At 41.5% G+C, this 18,700-nt stretch carries 17 protein-coding genes, 2 tRNA genes and 1 pseudogene; 14 read left to right on the top strand and 6 right to left on the bottom strand.

Annotated features, from left to right (window positions below; all coding sequences use genetic code 11):
• The first annotated feature begins 8 nt into the window (after nucleotides 1-8).
• From trpD to trpA, 5 genes are read left to right on the top strand one after another with little or no spacing between them, the layout of a single operon-like run.
• Nucleotides 9-1,013 (top strand): anthranilate phosphoribosyltransferase, encoded by a 1,005-nt coding sequence (trpD, locus tag EII37_RS00625; protein WP_124787239.1) that lies wholly within the window; start codon nucleotides 9-11, stop codon nucleotides 1,011-1,013.
• On the top strand, nucleotides 1,010-1,777 hold the full coding sequence (trpC, locus tag EII37_RS00620) for an indole-3-glycerol phosphate synthase TrpC (protein WP_124787238.1): 768 nt from the start codon (nucleotides 1,010-1,012) through the stop codon (nucleotides 1,775-1,777). The genes trpD and trpC overlap by 4 nt, the downstream gene beginning before the upstream one ends.
• Nucleotides 1,764-2,363 (top strand): phosphoribosylanthranilate isomerase, encoded by a 600-nt coding sequence (locus EII37_RS00615; protein WP_185695927.1) that lies wholly within the window; start codon nucleotides 1,764-1,766, stop codon nucleotides 2,361-2,363. Before trpC ends, EII37_RS00615 begins: the two co-directional genes overlap by 14 nt.
• Nucleotides 2,341-3,564, top strand: coding sequence for a tryptophan synthase subunit beta (gene trpB, locus EII37_RS00610; protein ID WP_000331265.1), 1,224 nt, complete (start codon nucleotides 2,341-2,343; stop codon nucleotides 3,562-3,564). Before EII37_RS00615 ends, trpB begins: the two co-directional genes overlap by 23 nt.
• Complete coding sequence (trpA, locus tag EII37_RS00605) at nucleotides 3,557-4,333, top strand: tryptophan synthase subunit alpha (protein WP_124787236.1); 777 nt, start codon at nucleotides 3,557-3,559, stop codon at nucleotides 4,331-4,333. Before trpB ends, trpA begins: the two co-directional genes overlap by 8 nt.
• Here the strand turns inward: trpA and EII37_RS00600 are convergent.
• Nucleotides 4,305-4,964 carry an A24 family peptidase gene (locus EII37_RS00600; RefSeq protein ID WP_124787235.1) on the bottom strand — a complete coding sequence of 220 codons (660 nt, stop codon included), beginning with the start codon at nucleotides 4,962-4,964 and terminating at the stop codon, nucleotides 4,305-4,307. The genes trpA and EII37_RS00600 overlap by 29 nt on opposite strands.
• A gap of 69 nt (nucleotides 4,965-5,033) precedes the next feature.
• Between EII37_RS00600 and EII37_RS00595 the strand changes: the two genes are divergently transcribed.
• Nucleotides 5,034-5,489 (top strand): N-acetyltransferase, encoded by a 456-nt coding sequence (locus tag EII37_RS00595; RefSeq protein WP_124787234.1) that lies wholly within the window; start codon nucleotides 5,034-5,036, stop codon nucleotides 5,487-5,489.
• Nucleotides 5,490-5,537: 48 nt separating this feature from the next.
• Here the strand turns inward: EII37_RS00595 and EII37_RS00590 are convergent.
• Nucleotides 5,538-6,612, bottom strand: a pseudogene (locus EII37_RS00590) (low temperature requirement protein A).
• 800 nt (nucleotides 6,613-7,412) lie between these two features.
• On the opposite strand from EII37_RS00590, the gene EII37_RS00580 reads away from it, so the two are divergent.
• Together EII37_RS00580 and EII37_RS00575 are read left to right on the top strand one after the other, a co-directional pair.
• On the top strand, nucleotides 7,413-8,702 hold the full coding sequence (locus EII37_RS00580; protein WP_038806286.1) for a membrane protein: 1,290 nt from the start codon (nucleotides 7,413-7,415) through the stop codon (nucleotides 8,700-8,702).
• Between the two features lie 9 nt (nucleotides 8,703-8,711).
• A complete protein-coding gene (locus tag EII37_RS00575) occupies nucleotides 8,712-9,800 on the top strand; it encodes an AI-2E family transporter (RefSeq protein WP_001055018.1) in 1,089 nt (362 codons plus the stop codon).
• Between the two features lie 140 nt (nucleotides 9,801-9,940).
• Here EII37_RS00575 and EII37_RS00570 read toward each other — a convergent pair.
• The 4 genes from EII37_RS00570 to EII37_RS00555 form a co-directional block, all read right to left on the bottom strand.
• A tRNA-Lys gene (locus EII37_RS00570) sits at nucleotides 9,941-10,013 on the bottom strand.
• 62 nt (nucleotides 10,014-10,075) lie between these two features.
• A complete protein-coding gene (locus EII37_RS00565; RefSeq protein WP_000672739.1) occupies nucleotides 10,076-10,591 on the bottom strand; it encodes a DUF308 domain-containing protein in 516 nt (171 codons plus the stop codon).
• 354 nt (nucleotides 10,592-10,945) lie between these two features.
• Nucleotides 10,946-11,018, bottom strand: a tRNA-Lys gene (locus EII37_RS00560).
• A gap of 264 nt (nucleotides 11,019-11,282) precedes the next feature.
• Entirely contained in the window at nucleotides 11,283-12,554 is a 1,272-nt protein-coding gene (locus EII37_RS00555) for a replication-associated recombination protein A (RefSeq protein WP_124787233.1), read from the bottom strand.
• 115 nt (nucleotides 12,555-12,669) lie between these two features.
• On the opposite strand from EII37_RS00555, the gene EII37_RS00550 reads away from it, so the two are divergent.
• The 6 genes from EII37_RS00550 (at nucleotide 12,670) to pepF (ending at nucleotide 18,296) form a co-directional block, all read left to right on the top strand.
• The gene (locus tag EII37_RS00550) at nucleotides 12,670-13,140 is read left to right on the top strand and encodes a DUF3013 family protein (RefSeq protein ID WP_124787232.1); all 471 of its coding nucleotides are present in this window, start codon (nucleotides 12,670-12,672) and stop codon (nucleotides 13,138-13,140) included.
• An 18-nt stretch (nucleotides 13,141-13,158) separates the two neighbouring features.
• Nucleotides 13,159-14,226 carry a M50 family metallopeptidase gene (locus EII37_RS00545; RefSeq protein WP_124787231.1) on the top strand — a complete coding sequence of 356 codons (1,068 nt, stop codon included), beginning with the start codon at nucleotides 13,159-13,161 and terminating at the stop codon, nucleotides 14,224-14,226.
• Nucleotide 14,227: 1 nt separating this feature from the next.
• The gene (locus EII37_RS00540; RefSeq protein WP_124787230.1) at nucleotides 14,228-14,656 is read left to right on the top strand and encodes an NUDIX hydrolase; all 429 of its coding nucleotides are present in this window, start codon (nucleotides 14,228-14,230) and stop codon (nucleotides 14,654-14,656) included.
• Between the two features lie 137 nt (nucleotides 14,657-14,793).
• On the top strand, nucleotides 14,794-15,744 hold the full coding sequence (gene prmA, locus EII37_RS00535) for a 50S ribosomal protein L11 methyltransferase (protein ID WP_124787229.1): 951 nt from the start codon (nucleotides 14,794-14,796) through the stop codon (nucleotides 15,742-15,744).
• Nucleotide 15,745: 1 nt separating this feature from the next.
• Nucleotides 15,746-16,489, top strand: a complete 744-nt coding sequence (locus tag EII37_RS00530) for a 16S rRNA (uracil(1498)-N(3))-methyltransferase (protein ID WP_124787228.1) — start codon at nucleotides 15,746-15,748, stop codon at nucleotides 16,487-16,489.
• Between the two features lie 10 nt (nucleotides 16,490-16,499).
• Nucleotides 16,500-18,296, top strand: a complete 1,797-nt coding sequence (gene pepF, locus EII37_RS00525) for an oligoendopeptidase F (protein WP_124787227.1) — start codon at nucleotides 16,500-16,502, stop codon at nucleotides 18,294-18,296.
• Nucleotides 18,297-18,700 lie beyond the last annotated feature (404 nt).

Raw genomic sequence — 18,700 nt, 5'->3', positions numbered from 1 at the left:
AAACCAGGATGAAAGAGATTATTGAAAAACTAGCAAAATTTGAAAATTTATCAGGTGTGGAAATGACGGATGTCATTGAGCGTATCGTAACTGGGCGTGTAACGGAGGCGCAGATTGCTTCTCTCCTCTTGGCTCTTAAGATGAAGGGGGAAACACCTGAGGAACGCACAGCCATTGCCCAAGTCATGAGAGGACATGCCCAACATATTCCAACTGAGATTCATGATGCCATGGACAACTGTGGTACAGGTGGGGACAAGTCTTTCAGCTTTAACATTTCCACAACTGCAGCCTTTGTCTTGGCTGGTGGCGGTGTTCACATGGCCAAGCATGGTAACCGCTCGATTTCTTCTAAATCTGGTTCTGCAGATGTTCTCGAAGCCTTGGGAATCAACCTGGATCTCAAACCAGCTGAACTAGGTAAGGTTTTTGATAAAACTGGCATCGTCTTTCTCTTTGCAAAAAATATGCATCCAGCTATGAAATACATCATGCCAGCTCGTTTGGAACTAGGAATTCCAACAATCATGAACTTGACTGGTCCTCTGATTCACCCAATGGCTTTGGAAACACAGCTTCTTGGTATTAGTCGTCCAGAACTTCTAGAAAGTACAGCTCAGGTTTTGAAAAATATGGGTCGCAAACGTGCCATCGTTGTTGCTGGACCAGAAGGATTGGACGAAGCTGGTTTGAATGGAACAACCAAAATTGCACTTCTTGAAAATGGCGAAATCAGCTTGTTAAGCTTTACTCCAGAGGATTTAGGGATGGAGCGCTACGCTATCGAAGATATCCGTGGTGGCAATGCTCAGGAAAATGCAGAAATTTTGCTCAGCGTTCTTAAAAACGAACCAAGTCCATTCTTGGAAACGACAGTTTTAAATGCTGGTCTTGGTTTCTATGCTAATGGTAAGGTAGCTAGCATCAAGGAAGGAGTTGCCTTGGCCCGCGAAGTCATTGCTAGTGGCAAGGCTCTTGAAAAACTCAGACTGTTACAGGAGTACCAAAAATGAGTCAGGAATTTTTAGCACGAATTTTGAAGCAGAAGGCGCGTGAGGTGGAGCAGATGGAGCTGGAGGAAATCCAGCCCCTGCGCCAGACCTATCGCTTGGCTGACTATCTAAAACAACACCAAGACCGTTTACAGGTAATCGCTGAAGTCAAGAAGGCTAGCCCTAGTCTGGGAGATATCAATCTCGATGTGGATATTGTGCAACAGGCCCAGACTTATGAAGAAAACGGAGCAGTGATGATTTCTGTTTTGACAGATGAAGTTTTCTTTAAAGGACATTTGGATTATCTGCGGGAGATTTCCAGTCAGGTAAACATTCCAACGCTTAACAAGGACTTTATCATCGATGAAAAGCAAATCATCCGCGCTCGCAATGCAGGTGCGACAGTCATCCTGCTTATTGTGGCCGCCTTGTCCGAAGAACGCCTCAAGGAACTTTATGACTATGCGACAGAGCTTGGTCTGGAAGTCTTGGTGGAAACTCACAATCTAGCTGAACTAGAAGTGGCTCATAGACTTGGTGCTGAGATTATTGGGGTCAATAACCGCAACTTGACCACCTTTGAAGTTGACTTGCAGACCAGTGTAGATTTGGCTAAATATTTCAAAGATGATTGCTTGTACATTTCTGAATCTGCTATTTTCACAGGGCAGGATGCGGAACGAGTAGCACCATACTTTAATGGAATTTTAGTTGGGACAGCTCTCATGCAGGCAGAGGATGTGGCCCAGAGAATCAAGGAGTTGCAGATTGACAAAGGTTAAGATTTGTGGATTATCGACCAAAGAAGCGGTGGAGACAGCTGTTTCAGCAGGGGCGGACTACATCGGTTTTGTCTTTGCAGCTAGTAAAAGACAGGTGACCTTGGATCAGGCTGCTGAGCTGGCAAAACTTATTCCTGCAGATGTGAAAAAGGTTGGTGTATTTGTTTCACCAAGTCGGGAAGAACTGCTAGAAGTGATTGAAAAAGTTGGTTTGGACTTGGTTCAAGTTCACCGTCAGGTGGCAGATGATTTATTTGAGAATTTGCCTTGTGCCAGTATTCAGGCTGTGCAGGTGGATGGAGAGGGACATGTCCCCAATTCTCAGGCAGACTATCTACTCTTTGATGCCCCTGTGGCTGGGAGTGGCCAGACCTTTGACTGGGCTCAACTGGATACGATTGGACTAACTCAGCCTTTCTTTATCGCAGGTGGGCTTAATGAAGACAATGTAGTAAAAGCAATTCAACACTTTACTCCCTATGCAGTAGATGTATCGAGCGGAGTGGAGACAGATGGACAAAAAGATCAGGAAAAGATTAGAAGATTTATAGAGAGGGTAAAGAATGGCATATCAAGAACCAAATAAAGATGGATTTTACGGAAAATTCGGTGGACGTTTCGTCCCAGAAACATTGATGACAGCAGTTTTGGAGTTGGAGAAGGCCTACCGTGAAAGTCAGGCAGACCCAAGTTTCCAAGAGGAATTAAATCAACTCTTGCGCCAGTATGTAGGACGTGAAACTCCTCTTTACTACGCAAAAAACTTGACCCAGCATATTGGCGGAGCCAAGATTTATCTTAAACGTGAAGACCTCAACCATACAGGGGCCCACAAGATTAACAATGCCTTAGGACAAGTTTTGCTTGCCAAACGCATGGGTAAAAAGAAAATTATCGCTGAAACAGGTGCTGGTCAGCACGGTGTGGCAACTGCAACAGCTGCGGCCCTCTTTAATATGGAATGTACCATCTACATGGGTGAGGAAGATGTCAAACGCCAAGCCCTTAATGTCTTCCGTATGGAGCTTTTGGGAGCCAAGGTTGAGGCAGTGACAGATGGTTCGCGCGTGCTCAAGGATGCGGTCAATGCAGCCCTTCGTTCATGGGTAGCTAATATTGATGATACCCACTATATCCTTGGTTCTGCCTTGGGGCCTCATCCATTCCCAGAAATCGTTCGTGACTTCCAAAGTGTTATTGGTCGAGAAGCTAAACAACAGTACCGTGACTTGACAGGTCAAGATCTGCCAGATGCCTTAGTAGCCTGTGTTGGTGGTGGTTCTAATGCCATCGGGCTTTTCCATCCCTTTGTAGAAGATGAGTCAGTAGCCATGTATGGGGCTGAAGCGGCTGGACTTGGTGTGGATACGGAGCACCACGCAGCTACCTTGACCAAGGGTCGTCCTGGTGTCCTTCACGGTTCCCTCATGGATGTGCTCCAAGATGCCCATGGTCAAATTCTTGAAGCCTTTTCTATCTCAGCAGGTTTGGACTATCCTGGTATCGGTCCAGAACATTCTCACTACCACGATATCAAACGTGCCAGCTATGTTCCTGTGACAGACGAAGAAGCCTTGGAAGGATTCCAGCTCTTATCCCGCGTGGAAGGGATTATCCCAGCATTGGAATCTAGCCATGCCATTGCCTTTGCGGTGAAATTGGCCAAAGAACTTGGACCAGACAAGTCCATGATTGTCTGCCTATCGGGTCGTGGGGACAAGGATGTGGTTCAAGTCAAGGACCGCTTGGAAGCAGATGCAGCAAAGAAGGGAGAAGCTCATGCCTAAGACACTAACAGAAAAATTGAATGCTATTAAAGCAGCTGGAAAAGGAATTTTCGTTCCTTATATCATGGCTGGAGACCATGAGAAAGGTTTGGCTGGACTCGCTGAAACAATCCACTTTTTAGAAGATTTGGGTGTCTCTGCCATTGAAGTGGGCATTCCTTTTTCAGATCCTGTTGCAGATGGACCTGTTATAGAAGAAGCTGGCTTGCGCAGTTTAGCCCACGGGACCTCTACTCAGGCTTTGGTTGAAACCTTGAAAACCATTCAAACAGAGATTCCACTGGTCATCATGACCTACTTCAACCCCCTCTTTCAGTACGGTGTGGAGAATTTTGTCAAAGATTTGGCAGATACAGTGGTTAAGGGCTTGATTATTCCAGACCTGCCTCATGAACATGCTAACTTTGTAGAGCCATTTTTGGCAGATACAGACATCGCCTTGATTCCTCTAGTTAGTTTGACGACAGGGATTGAGCGTCAGAAAGAGTTGATTGAAGGGGCAGAAGGATTCGTCTATGCGGTTGCCATCAATGGGGTTACAGGGAAATCAGGCAATTACCGTGCAGACTTGGACAAGCACTTGGCACAATTGCATCAAGTGGCTGACATCCCAGTCTTGACAGGTTTTGGGGTGTCTAGTCAAGCCGATGTAGAACGCTTCAATGCGGTGTCAGATGGTGTTATCGTTGGTTCGAAAATTGTAAAAGCTCTCCATGAAGGAGAGCAGATTCAGGACTTTATCAAACAAGTAGTAGCTTACCAAAAATAATCACACAAGCAGCGAGCAAGAGGAAAGGCACGAAAGGAAGTCTTTCCTTTTTCTTTTGCAGGAGAAAGGCTAGAATTCCCGTAGCAGAAGCAAACTGAATCAAGATCAGCAATTCGGTCGCACTAAAGACGAGAGCGCAAGAAGCTAGAAAGAGAAAATCCCCTGCTCCCATGCGGATATCGATAAAATGAGCCAAAAAGCCAAGAGCAAGGAAAAAGACCATGACCAGATTCCAGCCAGAGCAGGCTATTAGGAGTAGATGGAAAGTCATCCAGACCAGTAAGGGATATTCCTGATGGCGAAAGTCGTAGATGCCCAAGGTCAAACCAGCAGTGATTAGGATGACTTGCCCCAAGGAAAGAAAACCCCAAGACCAAGATAGAAAGAGGAGACCTAAGCCTAGTTCAAAGAGGGCATACCAGATAGGATAAGGAGCCTTGCAGTAGCGACAGCGAAAGCGATTGAAGACCTGCGAGAGAATCGGAATCAAATCTAAGGGACGCAAGCGAGTCTGACAGGAATCGCAGTGACTGGCTGGACTGATAATGGATTGCTCTGGAAAACGGTCAATGACCAAACCAAGAAAGGAAGCGAGAATGCTCCCGACAAGAAAAAAATAAAAATCAATCATACTTATCTATTCGTAAAAAATGGGAGAAGTAGTATAATGGAGAAACATAGATAAGATGGTGAGGCAAAGATGACAATTCGTTTTGAAGAAAAGGTGAGCACAGAAAACGCTCAATTCGTATGCCAATGGTCCAACTCCCTTGGCAAATCCTTTCAAGAACAATGGATGGGACCAAAGATTCCTTTCCCCTTGACAATTCAGATCTTGCAAGATTTGGAAGGAATCTTTTCTATCTTTGATGGACCAGAGTTTGTGGGGCTTATCCAGAAAATCAGGCTAGAAGACAGTAATCTTCATATTGGAAGATTTTTTATCAATCCTCAGAAACAGGGGCAAGGCTTAGGTAGCCAGGCTTTAAGGAAATTTGTTAGTTTGGTATTTGAAAATGGAGATATAGATAGTATTTCTCTAAATGTCTTCGAGGCAAATCAAGCAGCCAAGCACCTTTACCAAAAAGAAGGATTTGAAATCGTTCAAATAGTTGAAGAACCTGTACGGAAATACATCATGAAAAAGTTTAGGTAGAAAGCAAAAAAGCCTTGGTTCCCAAAGCTTTTTAATGTTATAAACTCATTAAAATAACTCCCAGTTAGATTTGGAATATTTTTTATTCTGTGTCGTATAAAAATAAATAAAATGAATGGCTATAGCTAGAGCTAAAATGGTTGTTATACTCACTACTATTATAGGATTAGAAGCAAAGATAGTGTTTGTTATAGGGCCCATTTACTAGGACAGCAGCTTGAAAGAGGCCAAATCCGATATAAGAGAAGCTGGTTGCAAAGAGACGATTAGCTTCAGGATTCAGAAGAAAACTCATCGATACAGTCATCATCATAAGCCCAATGAAAATAGGATAGTGACTGTAAATTAGAAATAGCCCCTTTTGATTAGATTTTTCATCAATAGCATGGTCGAATTGACCAAAATAAAACAAGAACAGAGAAATCACAATAATGAAATAAAGAACCGAATAAATCGAGAAATTCTCGATTGTAAAGAAGTTAGCTAGCTCCGTAATCATCTCTCCAAACATAATAATGACAAGAAGGGAGATGCGCTCGATTAAATGGGGGAGATTTACCTGGTAATGCTTATCTTTACTAGGCAAGATAATTGGCATAATAAATGTTAGCAGAATACTAGCAAATAAGATAGAGACCCCAACGTAAATAGGAAGAAGAGCTGCTAGATAGACTCCTAAACTTCCTAGACCTGTTATCCATAGAAAACCTTTGATACTTTCCCGATTAGCATTATCGGTTGATTTTCTAAAAAATTCAACCAAATATTGTAAAAATAAGGTAAAGGTTAATGTACCAATAGCCCAACAGAGATAATGAAAATATTGTTGCCAATCAGGTCCAATTATATTGGCTATAAAGAGTAAAATTCCCATTTTGATAAACATGATTACTATGTTAAATAAAGAGTTCTTTCCATAGCGATTGGTATAATCGGTTTGAATCATCCAGGAATCGATGAGAAACAAAGTAGCAATGAAAAAATCAAGGAAAGAATTCCAAGTCAAAATACCGTTATGAAGATGGTCAATTAAAGTAGTTACTTTTGAAATTGCAAAAACAAAAACTAGGTCATAAAAAAGTTCTGAAAATTCTACACGTTTATGTTTAATAAGAGTTGTCATCTTAAGACCTTTCTATTTTAGAAGTACAATTTATTATAACAGAAAATGGTAATAAAAAAAAAGGGAGATGCTTAAATAACTTCATGTGACGCGAATGAACTGCGCCACAAAAGTTAGGTTTTTTCTGTCTAACTTTTGGGGTGCAGTTCAGAAGGGGTGTTTTTTCTATCGTTTTTTAGTGCTAAGACTACACAAAAAAGCCTTGATTCCAAGGCTTTTCCTGTTGTATGTAGATGCCCCCATGGATTTGGGAGACTATATCATCTTGAAAGTAATTAAAAAGTTGAAATATAAGTGATTTTAGGTATTTTCAATGTCATGATTTAAAAATGGGACAAAAGTGGGGCAAAAACCATACAGATTCTAAACTGTATGGTTCTTTTTTTATCTAACCAAGAAAGGTTAAAACTTATTAAAACAAATGCAATCAACTGTTGAAAACTTTTTAGTCCGTGTAATATAAAAACAAGTAAAAAGTTGAACTATAGGGAATATTGTGTCATAATAGGTAATAGATGAATAATTAATAGATTGGAAATAATGCTTTCTTACCTTAACAAGTTGAATTGGTTATACATTTTTTCGTCGCAATTGTGTCTATCTCTCGAGTTTAGCTAGTTTTTATAAGCTCTGGTTTCTAATCAATATAACAAATTTTAGAAGTGCATAAGACAAGATGGTGACATTACTACAGTCATTTCTAGTCACCATATGTTGCTGGCACAGGCTGTTTGTAGTGTTGGCTATTTACTAGTCAGTTTAATCGGAGTGTTTAATTTTTATTGTTGAAAGGTTTTTATATGGAAAAAATTCTATCTTTAGGTCTGACAGGTAAGAAATTACTTGCTCAGGGGTTCTTGTTTGTTCTGCTAGGTCTCATCTTGATGGTCACGGGGACTTGGTTGCCAGTAAAGGTTATTCGACTGGTTCTGTTTTTAGCTTGGATAGCAACGGTCTTAGATTTAGTATTACGTATTTTCAAAAAAAGTCAGTCAACGGACACCTTGGGAGTTGCACTGGTTAAATTGTTAGTGCTGGGATATTTGCTTGGCTCCAATCTTGCGACGGATGTGCCGATTTATATTTTGGCTCTTGTGATTGGAGTTTATCAGATTTTTCATGCTAGTATTAACCTTGTCACCTATGTTCTCTACCGCAAAAACAAAATTCGACCTCGTTTTCGTCTCTTACTAGATGGACTCGTACTAGTTTTTCTTGGTGGGACTAGTCTTTTGTCCTCTACAGGAAATTCTGTCTTTCAACTCTTTGTATTAGGGGCTTATTTTTTCCTTTATGGTGTGTCCAATATCCGTGATGGTTTCTTGTTTGAGGAGGAAATTGGGAAAAACCATCTCAAACGTCGTATTAGAATTAGCTTACCTATTGTCCTAGCCGCTCTCATCCCTGCAAGAACTTTAGCAAAAGTTAACAAATTTATGCTGGAAAATGCTGATGAGGAAGAAGATATCCATCTTGGAATAGTGAAGTCTGGTAAGACAGCGGAGCTTGAAATTTTTGTTCATACAGCTGAGACCTCTCTGTTTTCGGCAATTGGTCATGTGGATATCTGCTATCAAGGCCGTGTTATTTCTTATGGCAACTATGATCCGTCTTCTGAGACCTTATTTGGCATGGTAGGAGATGGTGTCTTATATTTCTGTGATCGTGACAAGTACATTGACCTATGTAAACGTGAGAGTCAAAAAACGCTTTTTGGTTATGGGATAGTTTTGACGCCTGAAATGGAAAAAGCAGTTCAGAAAAAGTTGGCTGAATTGAAACAACTGACGATTCCATGGGAGCCAAGTGCAGATAAAATCATGACAGGTGATGGTAAGGAAGACTACACCTACGCTTATAAAATCAGACATGAGACAGATGGGGAACTTTATAAATTTATCAAATCTAAGTTTAAATCCTACTTTGTCTTATCTACAAACTGTGTGCTCTTGGCTGATACCATAGTCGGTCAGGCTGGCACCGATATCCTCTCACCCAAAGGATTTATCGCTCCAGGAACTTACCAAGCCTACCTTAATCGAGAGTTTGAAAAACCAAATAGTATAGTCGTATCTAAACATGTTTATTAAGGAGAATTTATGAACTTAGTAAAAAAATACACCCCGTTAATACTTTTTATAGGGCTGGTTGCTCTTGTAATTCTGAATGCATCGAGCTTTATATCAGGAGCAATCTCTCTCTTTGATGTAATATCAACCTTGATTTATGGTGCTGTTATTGCTTTTGTGCTTAATGTTCCTATGAAAAAAATTGAACAGTACTTAGTTAAATTGAAGGTAAAGGCAGAGTTGCGTCGTCCGATTGCCATGGTACTTGTTTTCCTAGCTCTTATCTTAATCGTGATTGCTCTTTTGGTTTTGGTGCTGCCAACCCTAGCCCAGACTATTAGTCAGCTGGGAACAGTCCTTTCAACAGTCCTTACTCAACTTGGGAAATTGCTAGGCAGCTCGGAATTTGTAACCAAAGACATGTTGTCAACTATCGTATCAGGCATACAGGGACAATCTAGTTCTATTAGCCAAGCTTTGATAGGTTTTTTATCAGGTCTGACTAGTAATATCGGCAATATTTTTTCAAGTTTGATGAATGCCTTTTTGATTATAGTCTTCACCTTTTTATTTTTATCCAGTAAGGAACATTTGGCAGCGATGACGAGTCGACTTCTAAAAGTTTTTCTTCCAGAGAAGGTGGTGATAAAGTTGACTTACATTGGACAAGTAGCACTAGAGACTTATGACCAATTTTTGATGAGTCAGCTGATTGAAGCAGTTATCATAGGAGTTATGATAGCGGTTGGTTACAGCGTGTTTGGGATACCCTATGGAGTAATGACAGGTATCTTTGCAGGAGTGCTATCGTTCATTCCTTATGTAGGGCCTATGATTGCTTGTGTTGTGGGAGCGATTTTTATCTTCACAGTGAGTCCTACTCAAGCCTTACTTTCTCTTCTTCTATATCAAGTTATACAGCTGATTGAAGGAAACCTTATTTATCCAAAAGTTGTAGGTCAGTCTATTGGTTTACCAGCTATTTTCACGCTTGCGGCTGCTAGTATTGGAGGCAATCTCTTTGGCTTACTTGGGATGATATTCTTTACCCCCGTATTTGCTGTTATCTATCGACTGGTTAAAGAATTTGTCGTTGCAAAGGAAAATCAGGTAGATTAAGAAAAACTAAATTTAATAAGATATACTGAGAAGAGAGTGAGAGATTCTCTTCTCTTTTATTTTTAAATACTTTTCTACAAAAAGCTATTAGACGTTAAAAAAAGCCTTGGTTTCAAGGCTTATTTCTGTTGATTTAGATGTGCCCCCTGCAGGGCTCGAACCTGCGCCCCATAGCTTAAGAGTCTACTGCTCTACCAACTGAGCTAAGGAGGCAACAGAAAAAGCTGAGAATGTAACTTCCCAGCTATTTTAATATGCCCAAAATGGCAGCTAGATTATTTACGAAAGGCATCAAGGATATAGGTGAAACCAACAATTAAAAATGCAAAGGCAACGACATAAACGACAAAGACACTTGTAGCTACTGGATTGAACAAAATCACTAGACCTAGTAAAAATGCAAGCAACGCTATCCACATGATATGGTTGCCAATAATAGGGAAAATCAATCCCAGACGATTGCCTTTAAAGAAAGCTATAATGGCTTCTACAATTAACCAAATTCCTAAAATAGTTGGAATGACAACTGGCAGCGTCACAAAGCCATAGGCAACGAGGTAAAGAGCTAAGAGAAGATTAACAATCCCTTGGAAAAGATGAGCTGGTGAGCGAAGCTCTTTTGGTACAGAGAAATAGCCTAAAATAGCTGCTATAGAAGAAACCAGTAAACCAAATGCAATCCACCAGCTGTAAGCAACAAGATTAGCTACTGGGTTTGTAAATAGGAAAAGTCCTAAAAGGACAAAAACAACTCCTGCAAGGAATAGCAGTAAACGATTAGAAAATTTCATTTCAATACCCCCTATATAGTATAGTATAGTTTGATAATAAAAATATTATACACCTTTTTAGAGGAAATATCAATAAACAAAATGGAAAATTTGGAAGTTTCAGTCTGATTTATGAAAAGAAAATCAGTTTTTATTATTTTGAAAATAAAAAGAGAAGATAAAATTTGTCTTCTCTACATGAAAATATTGTATGGCATCAAAGCAAAAGTAACTGGCTTTACACTATTTGTAAAGATGTAATTTGATTCAAAAAGAAAAGATAGATTTAAAATGTGGGACAAATGATGGGGTAAATCAGTTATAGACAAGCAAAAAAAGCCTTGATTTACAAGGCTTTTTCCTGTTGTATTTAGATGCCCCCTACAGGGATCGAACCTGTGACCCACGGATTAAGAGTCCGCTGCTCTGCCAGCTGAGCTAAGGAGGCAAAGAAAAAAGCTGTATTGGTGCCGAAACTTCACGGTTTGTATTGAACCCGCGCAATTAAGCAGGTGGGCAACTCGCTCTAACTGAAGCTGTTTCCGTGTGAGACGGCCTACATGCTGTTAGAAGACTTTTGTTTCCCTAATAATACAAAAAATAGTCGGTCAACACTTAAGTGTGAAGTCGTACACCACAGCGTTTCTATGTTTATATAATACCACTTTTTCAAAAAAAATCAAGAGGAAAGTGCAATTTTTTGAAAAGGATTTCAGATTTTTCGCAAACGGTCGATAGCTTCCTTTCTTTGAGCCAAAGCCCGTTCATATTTACCAGTATCTTCTGCTTGGAAATAGTGATGATTACGAATTTTTTCTGGTAGATAGTCTTGCTTGACCCAATTTCCAGGATAGTTGTGTGGATAGAGATAGTCTTGGGCATTCCCTAGTTCCTTGCTTCCGCTGTAGTGTCCATCACGCAGGTGCCGCGGAATAGGCAAGTGCCCTGATGTTTTGAGGTCAGCAAGTGCCTTATACATAGCCACATAAGCTGAGTTGGATTTCGGAGAAAGGGCCAAATCAATCACGACATTGGCAATGAGAATGCGGGCTTCTGGGAAACCAATCTTTTGGGCGGCATCCAGAGCAGTAACGGTATGAATCTGGGCCTCAGGGTTGGCCAAACCGATATCTTCATAGGCGATAACGGTCAAGCGACGAGCGAGACTCGGCAGATCCCCAGCCTCAATCAAGCGGGCAGCATAGTGAAGACTGGCATCGACATCCGAACCACGGATGGATTTTTGCAGGGCTGAGAGGACATCATAGTGTCCATCCCCATCTTTGTCCATAGTAATATAACTCCGCTGCAGGCTATTTTCCATGATATCAAGAGTAATATGGCGGATGCCCTCGTCATTCTCAGGGGTAGAAAGAACAGCCAAGTCCAGTGAGTTAAAGGCAGAACGCAGGTCTCCGTTGGTAGAGGTCGCAATGAAATCCAGCGCATCCTCATCTAGTTCTACTGGAAAATCAAAACCACGTTCAGGGTTGTTTAGAGCTATCTGAAGAGCCTCTTTGACGTCTTGGTTAGACAGAGGTTCCAACTCAAAAATTTGAACACGGCTACGAATGGCAGGAGTGACAGAAAAGAAAGGATTTTCAGTCGTAGCACCAATCATGATGACTAGTCCACTTTCCAAGAGAGGCAAGAGGAAGTCTTGCTTGGTTTTATCTAGTCTATGAATCTCGTCTAGTAATAGGACGAGACCACCAGAGAATTTAGCCTCTTCCGCGATTTCTTGCAATCGCTTTTTACTATCCACCGTCGCATTAAAGGTCCGAAAGGCATACTTAGTAGTCCCAGCGATGGCAGAGGCAATACTGGTCTTGCCGATTCCTGGAGGGCCATAAAGAATCATGGAAGACAGGCGGTTGGCTTCCACCATGCGGCGGATGATTTTTCCTTGTCCGACCAGATGCTCCTGACCGATGACCTGGTCGATGGTTTTTGGGCGCATGCGAAGCGCGAGATTGTCTGGCATAGCAGTCCTTTCTAGCGTGGATTTTCTGATGTATATGTGGTAAGATGGTAGTATCTATTTTAGCATATTTCCGAGCAATCGGGGCGATTTAAGAGTCGCATAGAAAGAGGACAAAATGGCAACATACGGATTTTTAGATGTTTTAGAGGAAGAGTTGGAGAAGAACTTTCCCTTTGATTTTGAGATTAGTTGGGACAAGCGCAACCACGCGGTTGAAGTGAGTTTTCTATTGGAAGCGCAAAATGCTGCAGGTGTGGAGATGGTGGATGAAGATGGAGAGGTTTCATCAGAAGATATCCTCTTTGAAGAAGCAGTGCTTTTTTACAATCCTGCCAAATCAACCGTCAATGAGGAAGACTATTTGACTGTCATCCCTTACCTACCTAAAAAAGGTTTTTCTCGTGAATTTTTAGCTTATTTTGCTCTATTCCTTAAAGACACTGCCGAGATTGGACTAGATGCCCTCATGGACTTTTTGGAAGACCCAGAAGCAGAAGAATTTGTCATGGAATGGAACCAAGAAGTCTTTGAAGAAGGAAAAGTTGGCTTGGAAGAGGGAGAATTTTATCCTTATCCAAGATACTAGGGATTATGGGGAGAGTTTATGAAAAAAATTGTGACGTATTTGATTCAGACAGTGTCTGTTCTTGTGATGATGCTAGCTTTTGCTTGTGGAACAATCGCATTTGCAGAGTTGGGGTATTCCGCAGTTTTAGTTTTTACTTTTGGTTATGCATTCGCTCTTCTAAGCATGTATATAATCTTTATTCTTCATGAGCTTGGTCATGCATTTTGTGGTTATCTGACAGGCTATCGTCTGGTGGCTTTTGGATTAGGGAACTTTCTTTTAACCAAAAAGTCAGGAAGGCTTCATCTTAGTCGAACAGCAGTTATAAAAAATGTTGGTGCTCAGTATATTGGTTTAAAAGAGAATGAAAGTGATCAAAGAATCATCTTGATGCTTTCAGGAGGCTTGATAGTTCACCTTTGCTTGATATTATTGGCAACACTTTTTGGTTTTTTGACAACAAACTGGTATTTTGCAGGCACTTGGATTTGTCTAAATTTATCTCTTCTTCTATTCAATGCTCTGCCAGTTGGGATTACCGATGGAGCAAAAATTTGGGAATTACTACAACACCCTGAAAATACGAAATACGCCTACCTGATGTTGAGGCATTCTGCCCAGACCTTGCTAGCTCCTCAAGAATATGACTTGAAAGACTTTATCATGTCTGTTGATGAGGATGTGAGAGGGAGTTTTGCAGAAAGTGTTCAGACTCTTCAGGGATTGGTATTCATATTGGATGATAATATAGAGCTTGCAAAGCAACAGTTGCAGTCTGTGCTAGAGAAAACAGACAATCCAATGTCTAAAACTAGCTCTCAATTATACCTTCTTCAAGTTGCTCTGATGGAAGGAGATAATAAGAAAGCGGAAGAATATGCAAGTATTCGAGGGGTCAAATCCTTTTTATCTATAAAAACAGCAGATATGCAGGTCATTCAAGCTTGGTATCAATTTAAGGTAAAGAAAGATGTAGTTCAAACTCACAAGGCTATGAAGATTGCTAGACAGAAAATGAATAGTAGCCGGATGTTACGGGATGAGAAAAGCTATTATGAAAACTGGTTAGCCGAGCTGGAAAAGGAATTAACCGAAGGAGTCTAATATGGAAATAGAGATTTCTGATTTCACAGGTTGTAAGATTGCTTTGTTTTGTGGGGATAAGCTCTTGACTATCTTACGCGATGATAAGGAAAGCATTCCCTGGCCCAATATGTGGGAACTGCCTGGTGGTGGCCGTGAAGGGAATGAAAGTCCCTTTGAGTGCGTGGCGCGTGAAGTTTATGAAGAACTGGGAATTCATCTGACTGAAGATTGTCTGCTTTGGAGTAAGGTTTATCCAAGTATGCTTTTTGCGGATAAACAATCTGTATTTCTAGTCGGCAAGTTAACGCAAGAACAGTTTGACCAGATTGTATTTGGAGATGAGGGTCAGGGCTATCAGTTGATGAATATTGAAGAATTTCTTAGTTCCAGTCAAGTTGTACCTCAGTTGCAGGAGAGATTAAAAGATTATTTAAAAGTAAGTGATTAGAAAGGATGGTTCAGTTACATTTCTAAACTGAACCCGCCCTAAACACTATGCCAAAAAGATAAACTTCTCATAGACACAAGCGTCTTCAGAGAAGTTTCTATTTTGGCTTTGTGTTTTACGGGCTTGGTATCTTAATTATGGAAACGTGGCAAGAGTTGAAAGTTACAGTGAAGCGTGAGGGAGAGGAGCTAGTCTCTAATCTCTTGATTGAACTGGGAGCGCAAGGTGTTGCGATCGAAGACAGTATGGACTATGTGGGAAATGTGGATCGCTTCGGTGAGATTTTCCCAGAGGTTGAGCAGCAAGAAGAAATCGTTGTGACAGCCTACTACCCTGATACGGTTGATGTAGCAACGGTTGAGGCAGATTTGCAGGCTCGCCTAGCAGAATTAACAGATTTTATGGACTTGGGAGAGGTCAAAATGGGGACGACTGCCTTGGCTGAGGAAGACTGGGCAGACAACTGGAAGAAATACTATGAGCCAGCTCGTATTACTCATGATTTGACCATCGTGCCGTCTTGGACAGAATATGAGGCAACTGCTGGAGAAAAGATTATCAAGCTGGACCCTGGTATGGCCTTTGGTACTGGGACGCATCCAACTACTAAGATGAGCCTTTTTGCCTTGGAACAGGTCCTTCGTGGTGGTGAAACGGTGCTAGATGTGGGGACTGGTTCAGGTGTCCTTTCTATTGCCAGCTCTCTTCTTGGTGCCAAGGAAATCTTCGCCTACGACCTGGATGATGTGGCGGTTCGAGTTGCTCAGGAAAATATTGAGCTCAACCCTGGCATGGAAAATATCCATGTAGCGGCTGGAGATTTGCTTAAAGGCGTGGAGATTGAATCAGATGTTATCGTGGCAAACATTTTGGCGGATATCCTCATTCATCTGACGGATGATGCTTATCGCTTGGTTAAGGACGAAGGCTACCTCATCATGAGTGGGATTATCAAGGACAAGTGGGATATGGTGCGCGAGTCGGCTGAGTCAGCTGGATTTTTCCTTGAAACCCACATGATTCAAGGGGAATGGAATGCCTGTGTCTTTAAGAAAACCAAGGATATCTCTGGTGTGATTGGAGGCTAGCATGCAACAGTATTTTGTCAAAGGCAGTGCTATCTCTCCTGTCACCATCGAGGACAGGGAAACCAGCAAGCATATGTTTCAGGTTATGCGCCTGAAAGAAGATGATGAAGTGACCTTGGTCTTTGATGATGGAATTAAGCGCTTGGCGCGTGTGCTGGATGTGGAAGCCCGTCAGTTTGAGTTGGTCCAAGAATTGGCTGACAATGTGGAACTGCCAGTTCAAGTGACCATTGCATCTGGCTTTCCCAAGGGAGACAAGCTGGAGTTTATTACTCAAAAAGTAACCGAACTGGGTGCCAGTCAAATCTGGGCCTTTCCTGCCGATTGGTCAGTAGCCAAGTGGGATGGTAAGAAGTTGGGTAAAAAGGTCGAAAAACTAGAAAAAATTGCCCTTGGAGCAGCAGAACAAAGCAAGCGTAATGTTGTTCCAAGTATCAAGCTTTTCGAGAAAAAATCAGACTTTCTAGCTCAGCTTGACCAGTTTGACTCTATCGTAGTGGCTTATGAAGAGTCGGCCAAAGAAGGAGAAGCCGCTGCGCTCTTACAAGCGGTCTCTGGTCTTGAAAAGGGTGCCAAACTGCTCTTTATCTTTGGACCAGAAGGCGGTCTCTCACCTGCAGAAATCGAAAGTTTTGAAGCTAAGGGAGCAGTCTTGGCAGGACTTGGTCCTCGTATTTTGCGAGCAGAAACAGCACCACTTTACGCTTTATCAGCCCTTAGTGTTTTATTAGAATTAGAGAAATAAGAGGAAGAAAATGGAACAAAAACACCGTTCAGAATTTCCAGAGAAGGAACTTTGGGATTTAACAGCCCTATACCAAGACCGTGAGGATTTCTTGCGTGCAATCGAGAAGGCTCGCGAAGACATCAATCAATTTAGTCGTGATTACAAGGGCAATCTTCACACTTTTGAGGATTTCGAGAAGGCCTTTGCAGAATTGGAACAAATCTACATTCAGATGAGCCATATTGGAAACTATGGTTTTATGCCTCAGACGACAGACTATAGCAATGACGAATTTGCCAATATTGCCCAAGCTGGGATGGAATTCGAAACAGATGCCAGTGTAGCCTTGACCTTCTTTGACGATGCCTTGGTGGAAGCTGATGAGGAAGTCTTAGACCGTTTGGGTGAATTGCCTCACTTGACGGCAGCTATTCGTCAGGCCAAAATCAAAAAAGCCCACTATTTAGGGGCTGATGTGGAGAAGGCCTTGACCAATCTCGGTGAAGTTTTCTACAGTCCACAGGATATTTACACTAAGATGCGAGCTGGGGATTTCGAAATGGCTGACTTTGAAGCCCATGGCAAGACCTACAAAAACAGCTTTGTGACTTATGAGAATTTCTACCAAAACCATGAGGACGCTGAGGTTCGTGAGAAATCATTCCGTTCTTTCTCAGAAGGACTCCGTAAGCACCAGAATACAGCTGCAGCAGCCTATCTAGCTCAGGTTAAGTCTGAAAAACTCTTGGCTGATATGAAGGGATATGACTCTGTCTTTGATTATCTTCTGGCTGAACAAGAAGTGGACTGTGCTATGTTTGATCGTCAGATTGATCTCATCATGAAGGACTTTGCGCCAGTTGCTCAGAGATACCTCAAACATGTTGCCAAGGTGAATGGTCTTGAAAAGATGACCTTTGCAGACTGGAAATTGGACTTGGATAGCGCTCTTAATCCTCAAGTGACTATTGACGACGCCTATGATTTGGTCATGAAGTCAGTAGAACCTTTGGGGCAAGAATATTGTCAGGAGGTTGCTCGCTATCAAGAAGAGCGCTGGGTGGACTTTGCTGCCAATAGTGGCAAGGATTCTGGTGGCTATGCAGCGGACCCATATCGCGTGCATCCTTATGTTCTCATGAGCTGGACAGGCCGTTTGAGCGATGTCTATACCTTGATTCATGAAATTGGGCATTCTGGTCAATTCATCTTTTCAGATAATCACCAAAGCTACTTCAACGCCCATATGTCGACCTACTATGTTGAAGCACCGTCAACCTTCAATGAATTGCTTTTAAGTGATTACTTGGAGCACCAGTCTGACGACCCACGTCAAAAACGTTTCGCTCTGGCTCACCGCTTGACAGACACCTACTTCCATAACTTTATTACCCACCTTTTGGAAGCAGCCTTCCAGCGTAAGGTGTATACATTGATTGAAGAAGGAGAAACCTTTGGAGCAAGCAAACTCAATAGTATTATGAAGGAAGTCTTGACGGATTTCTGGGGAGATGCCATTGAGATTGATGATGATGCAGCTCTGACTTGGATGCGCCAAGCTCACTACTACATGGGCTTGTATAGCTACACTTACTCAGCAGGACTAGTCATCTCGACTGCGGGTTACCTTCATCTGAAACATTCAGAAACTGGAGCTGAAGATTGGCTTAACCTCCTCAAATCAGGTGGTAGCAAGACACCGCTTGAGTCAGCTATGATTATCGGAGCAGATATCTCTACAGATAAACCACTCCGTGATACCATCCAGTTCTTGTCAGACACGGTTGACCAGATTATCGCCTACAGTGCCCAGTTGGGAGAGTAAGGGAATAGAGAGGTTGTTCTAGAATGATGCTAGTGGGACTTTGGCTTTATTTGTAGTGATTGTCAAGAAAAGTGTTGAGGATCGTAATTGCAAAGCAGAATTAATAACGGAATCGGTATTACTAATCATCCTTTTTATTTTTTATATGACTGAATTTAGTTAAGAAATTGATGGGGAGCTGTATATTACAATTTATAGTTAAGTTGTTTTATGTAATTATAGATGTAAGGTATAGATTTATAAACAATTTTTAAGAATATCCTAATTCTTTAAAAATATAGAAAAGAGAACTGAGAGTAGAATTGAAAAATATAGAAATATATAGAAATATATGATAAAATATAAAATGTAAACGCTTAAAAAGAAAGGTTAGATTAATGAAAAAGGAACAAGTATTGCTTGGT

Source organism: Streptococcus sp. OH4692_COT-348 (genome assembly GCF_003859975.1).
Taxonomy (GTDB): Bacteria; Bacillota; Bacilli; order Lactobacillales; family Streptococcaceae; genus Streptococcus.
The sequence above is the reverse complement of the archived record's forward strand: the minus strand, read 5'-3'. Positions and strand labels throughout refer to the sequence as shown.

Bases quoted from the DNA above. Each gene is read 5' to 3' on its own strand.
- EII37_RS00530 (WP_124787228.1), top strand. From the start codon at position 15,746: ATGCAACAGTATTTTGTCAAAGGCAGTGCTATCTCTCCTGTCACCATC.
- EII37_RS00600 (WP_124787235.1), bottom strand. From the start codon at position 4,964: ATGATTGATTTTTATTTTTTTCTTGTCGGGAGCATTCTCGCTTCCTTT.
- EII37_RS00565 (WP_000672739.1), bottom strand. From the start codon at position 10,591: ATGAAATTTTCTAATCGTTTACTGCTATTCCTTGCAGGAGTTGTTTTT.
- prmA (WP_124787229.1), top strand. From the start codon at position 14,794: ATGGAAACGTGGCAAGAGTTGAAAGTTACAGTGAAGCGTGAGGGAGAG.
- EII37_RS00540 (WP_124787230.1), top strand. From the start codon at position 14,228: ATGGAAATAGAGATTTCTGATTTCACAGGTTGTAAGATTGCTTTGTTT.
- trpC (WP_124787238.1), top strand. From the start codon at position 1,010: ATGAGTCAGGAATTTTTAGCACGAATTTTGAAGCAGAAGGCGCGTGAG.
- EII37_RS00545 (WP_124787231.1), top strand. From the start codon at position 13,159: ATGAAAAAAATTGTGACGTATTTGATTCAGACAGTGTCTGTTCTTGTG.
- EII37_RS00575 (WP_001055018.1), top strand. From the start codon at position 8,712: ATGAACTTAGTAAAAAAATACACCCCGTTAATACTTTTTATAGGGCTG.
- EII37_RS00595 (WP_124787234.1), top strand. From the start codon at position 5,034: ATGACAATTCGTTTTGAAGAAAAGGTGAGCACAGAAAACGCTCAATTC.
- trpA (WP_124787236.1), top strand. From the start codon at position 3,557: ATGCCTAAGACACTAACAGAAAAATTGAATGCTATTAAAGCAGCTGGA.
- pepF (WP_124787227.1), top strand. From the start codon at position 16,500: ATGGAACAAAAACACCGTTCAGAATTTCCAGAGAAGGAACTTTGGGAT.
- EII37_RS00550 (WP_124787232.1), top strand. From the start codon at position 12,670: ATGGCAACATACGGATTTTTAGATGTTTTAGAGGAAGAGTTGGAGAAG.
- EII37_RS00580 (WP_038806286.1), top strand. From the start codon at position 7,413: ATGGAAAAAATTCTATCTTTAGGTCTGACAGGTAAGAAATTACTTGCT.
- trpB (WP_000331265.1), top strand. From the start codon at position 2,341: ATGGCATATCAAGAACCAAATAAAGATGGATTTTACGGAAAATTCGGT.
- trpD (WP_124787239.1), top strand. From the start codon at position 9: ATGAAAGAGATTATTGAAAAACTAGCAAAATTTGAAAATTTATCAGGT.
- EII37_RS00555 (WP_124787233.1), bottom strand. From the start codon at position 12,554: ATGCCAGACAATCTCGCGCTTCGCATGCGCCCAAAAACCATCGACCAG.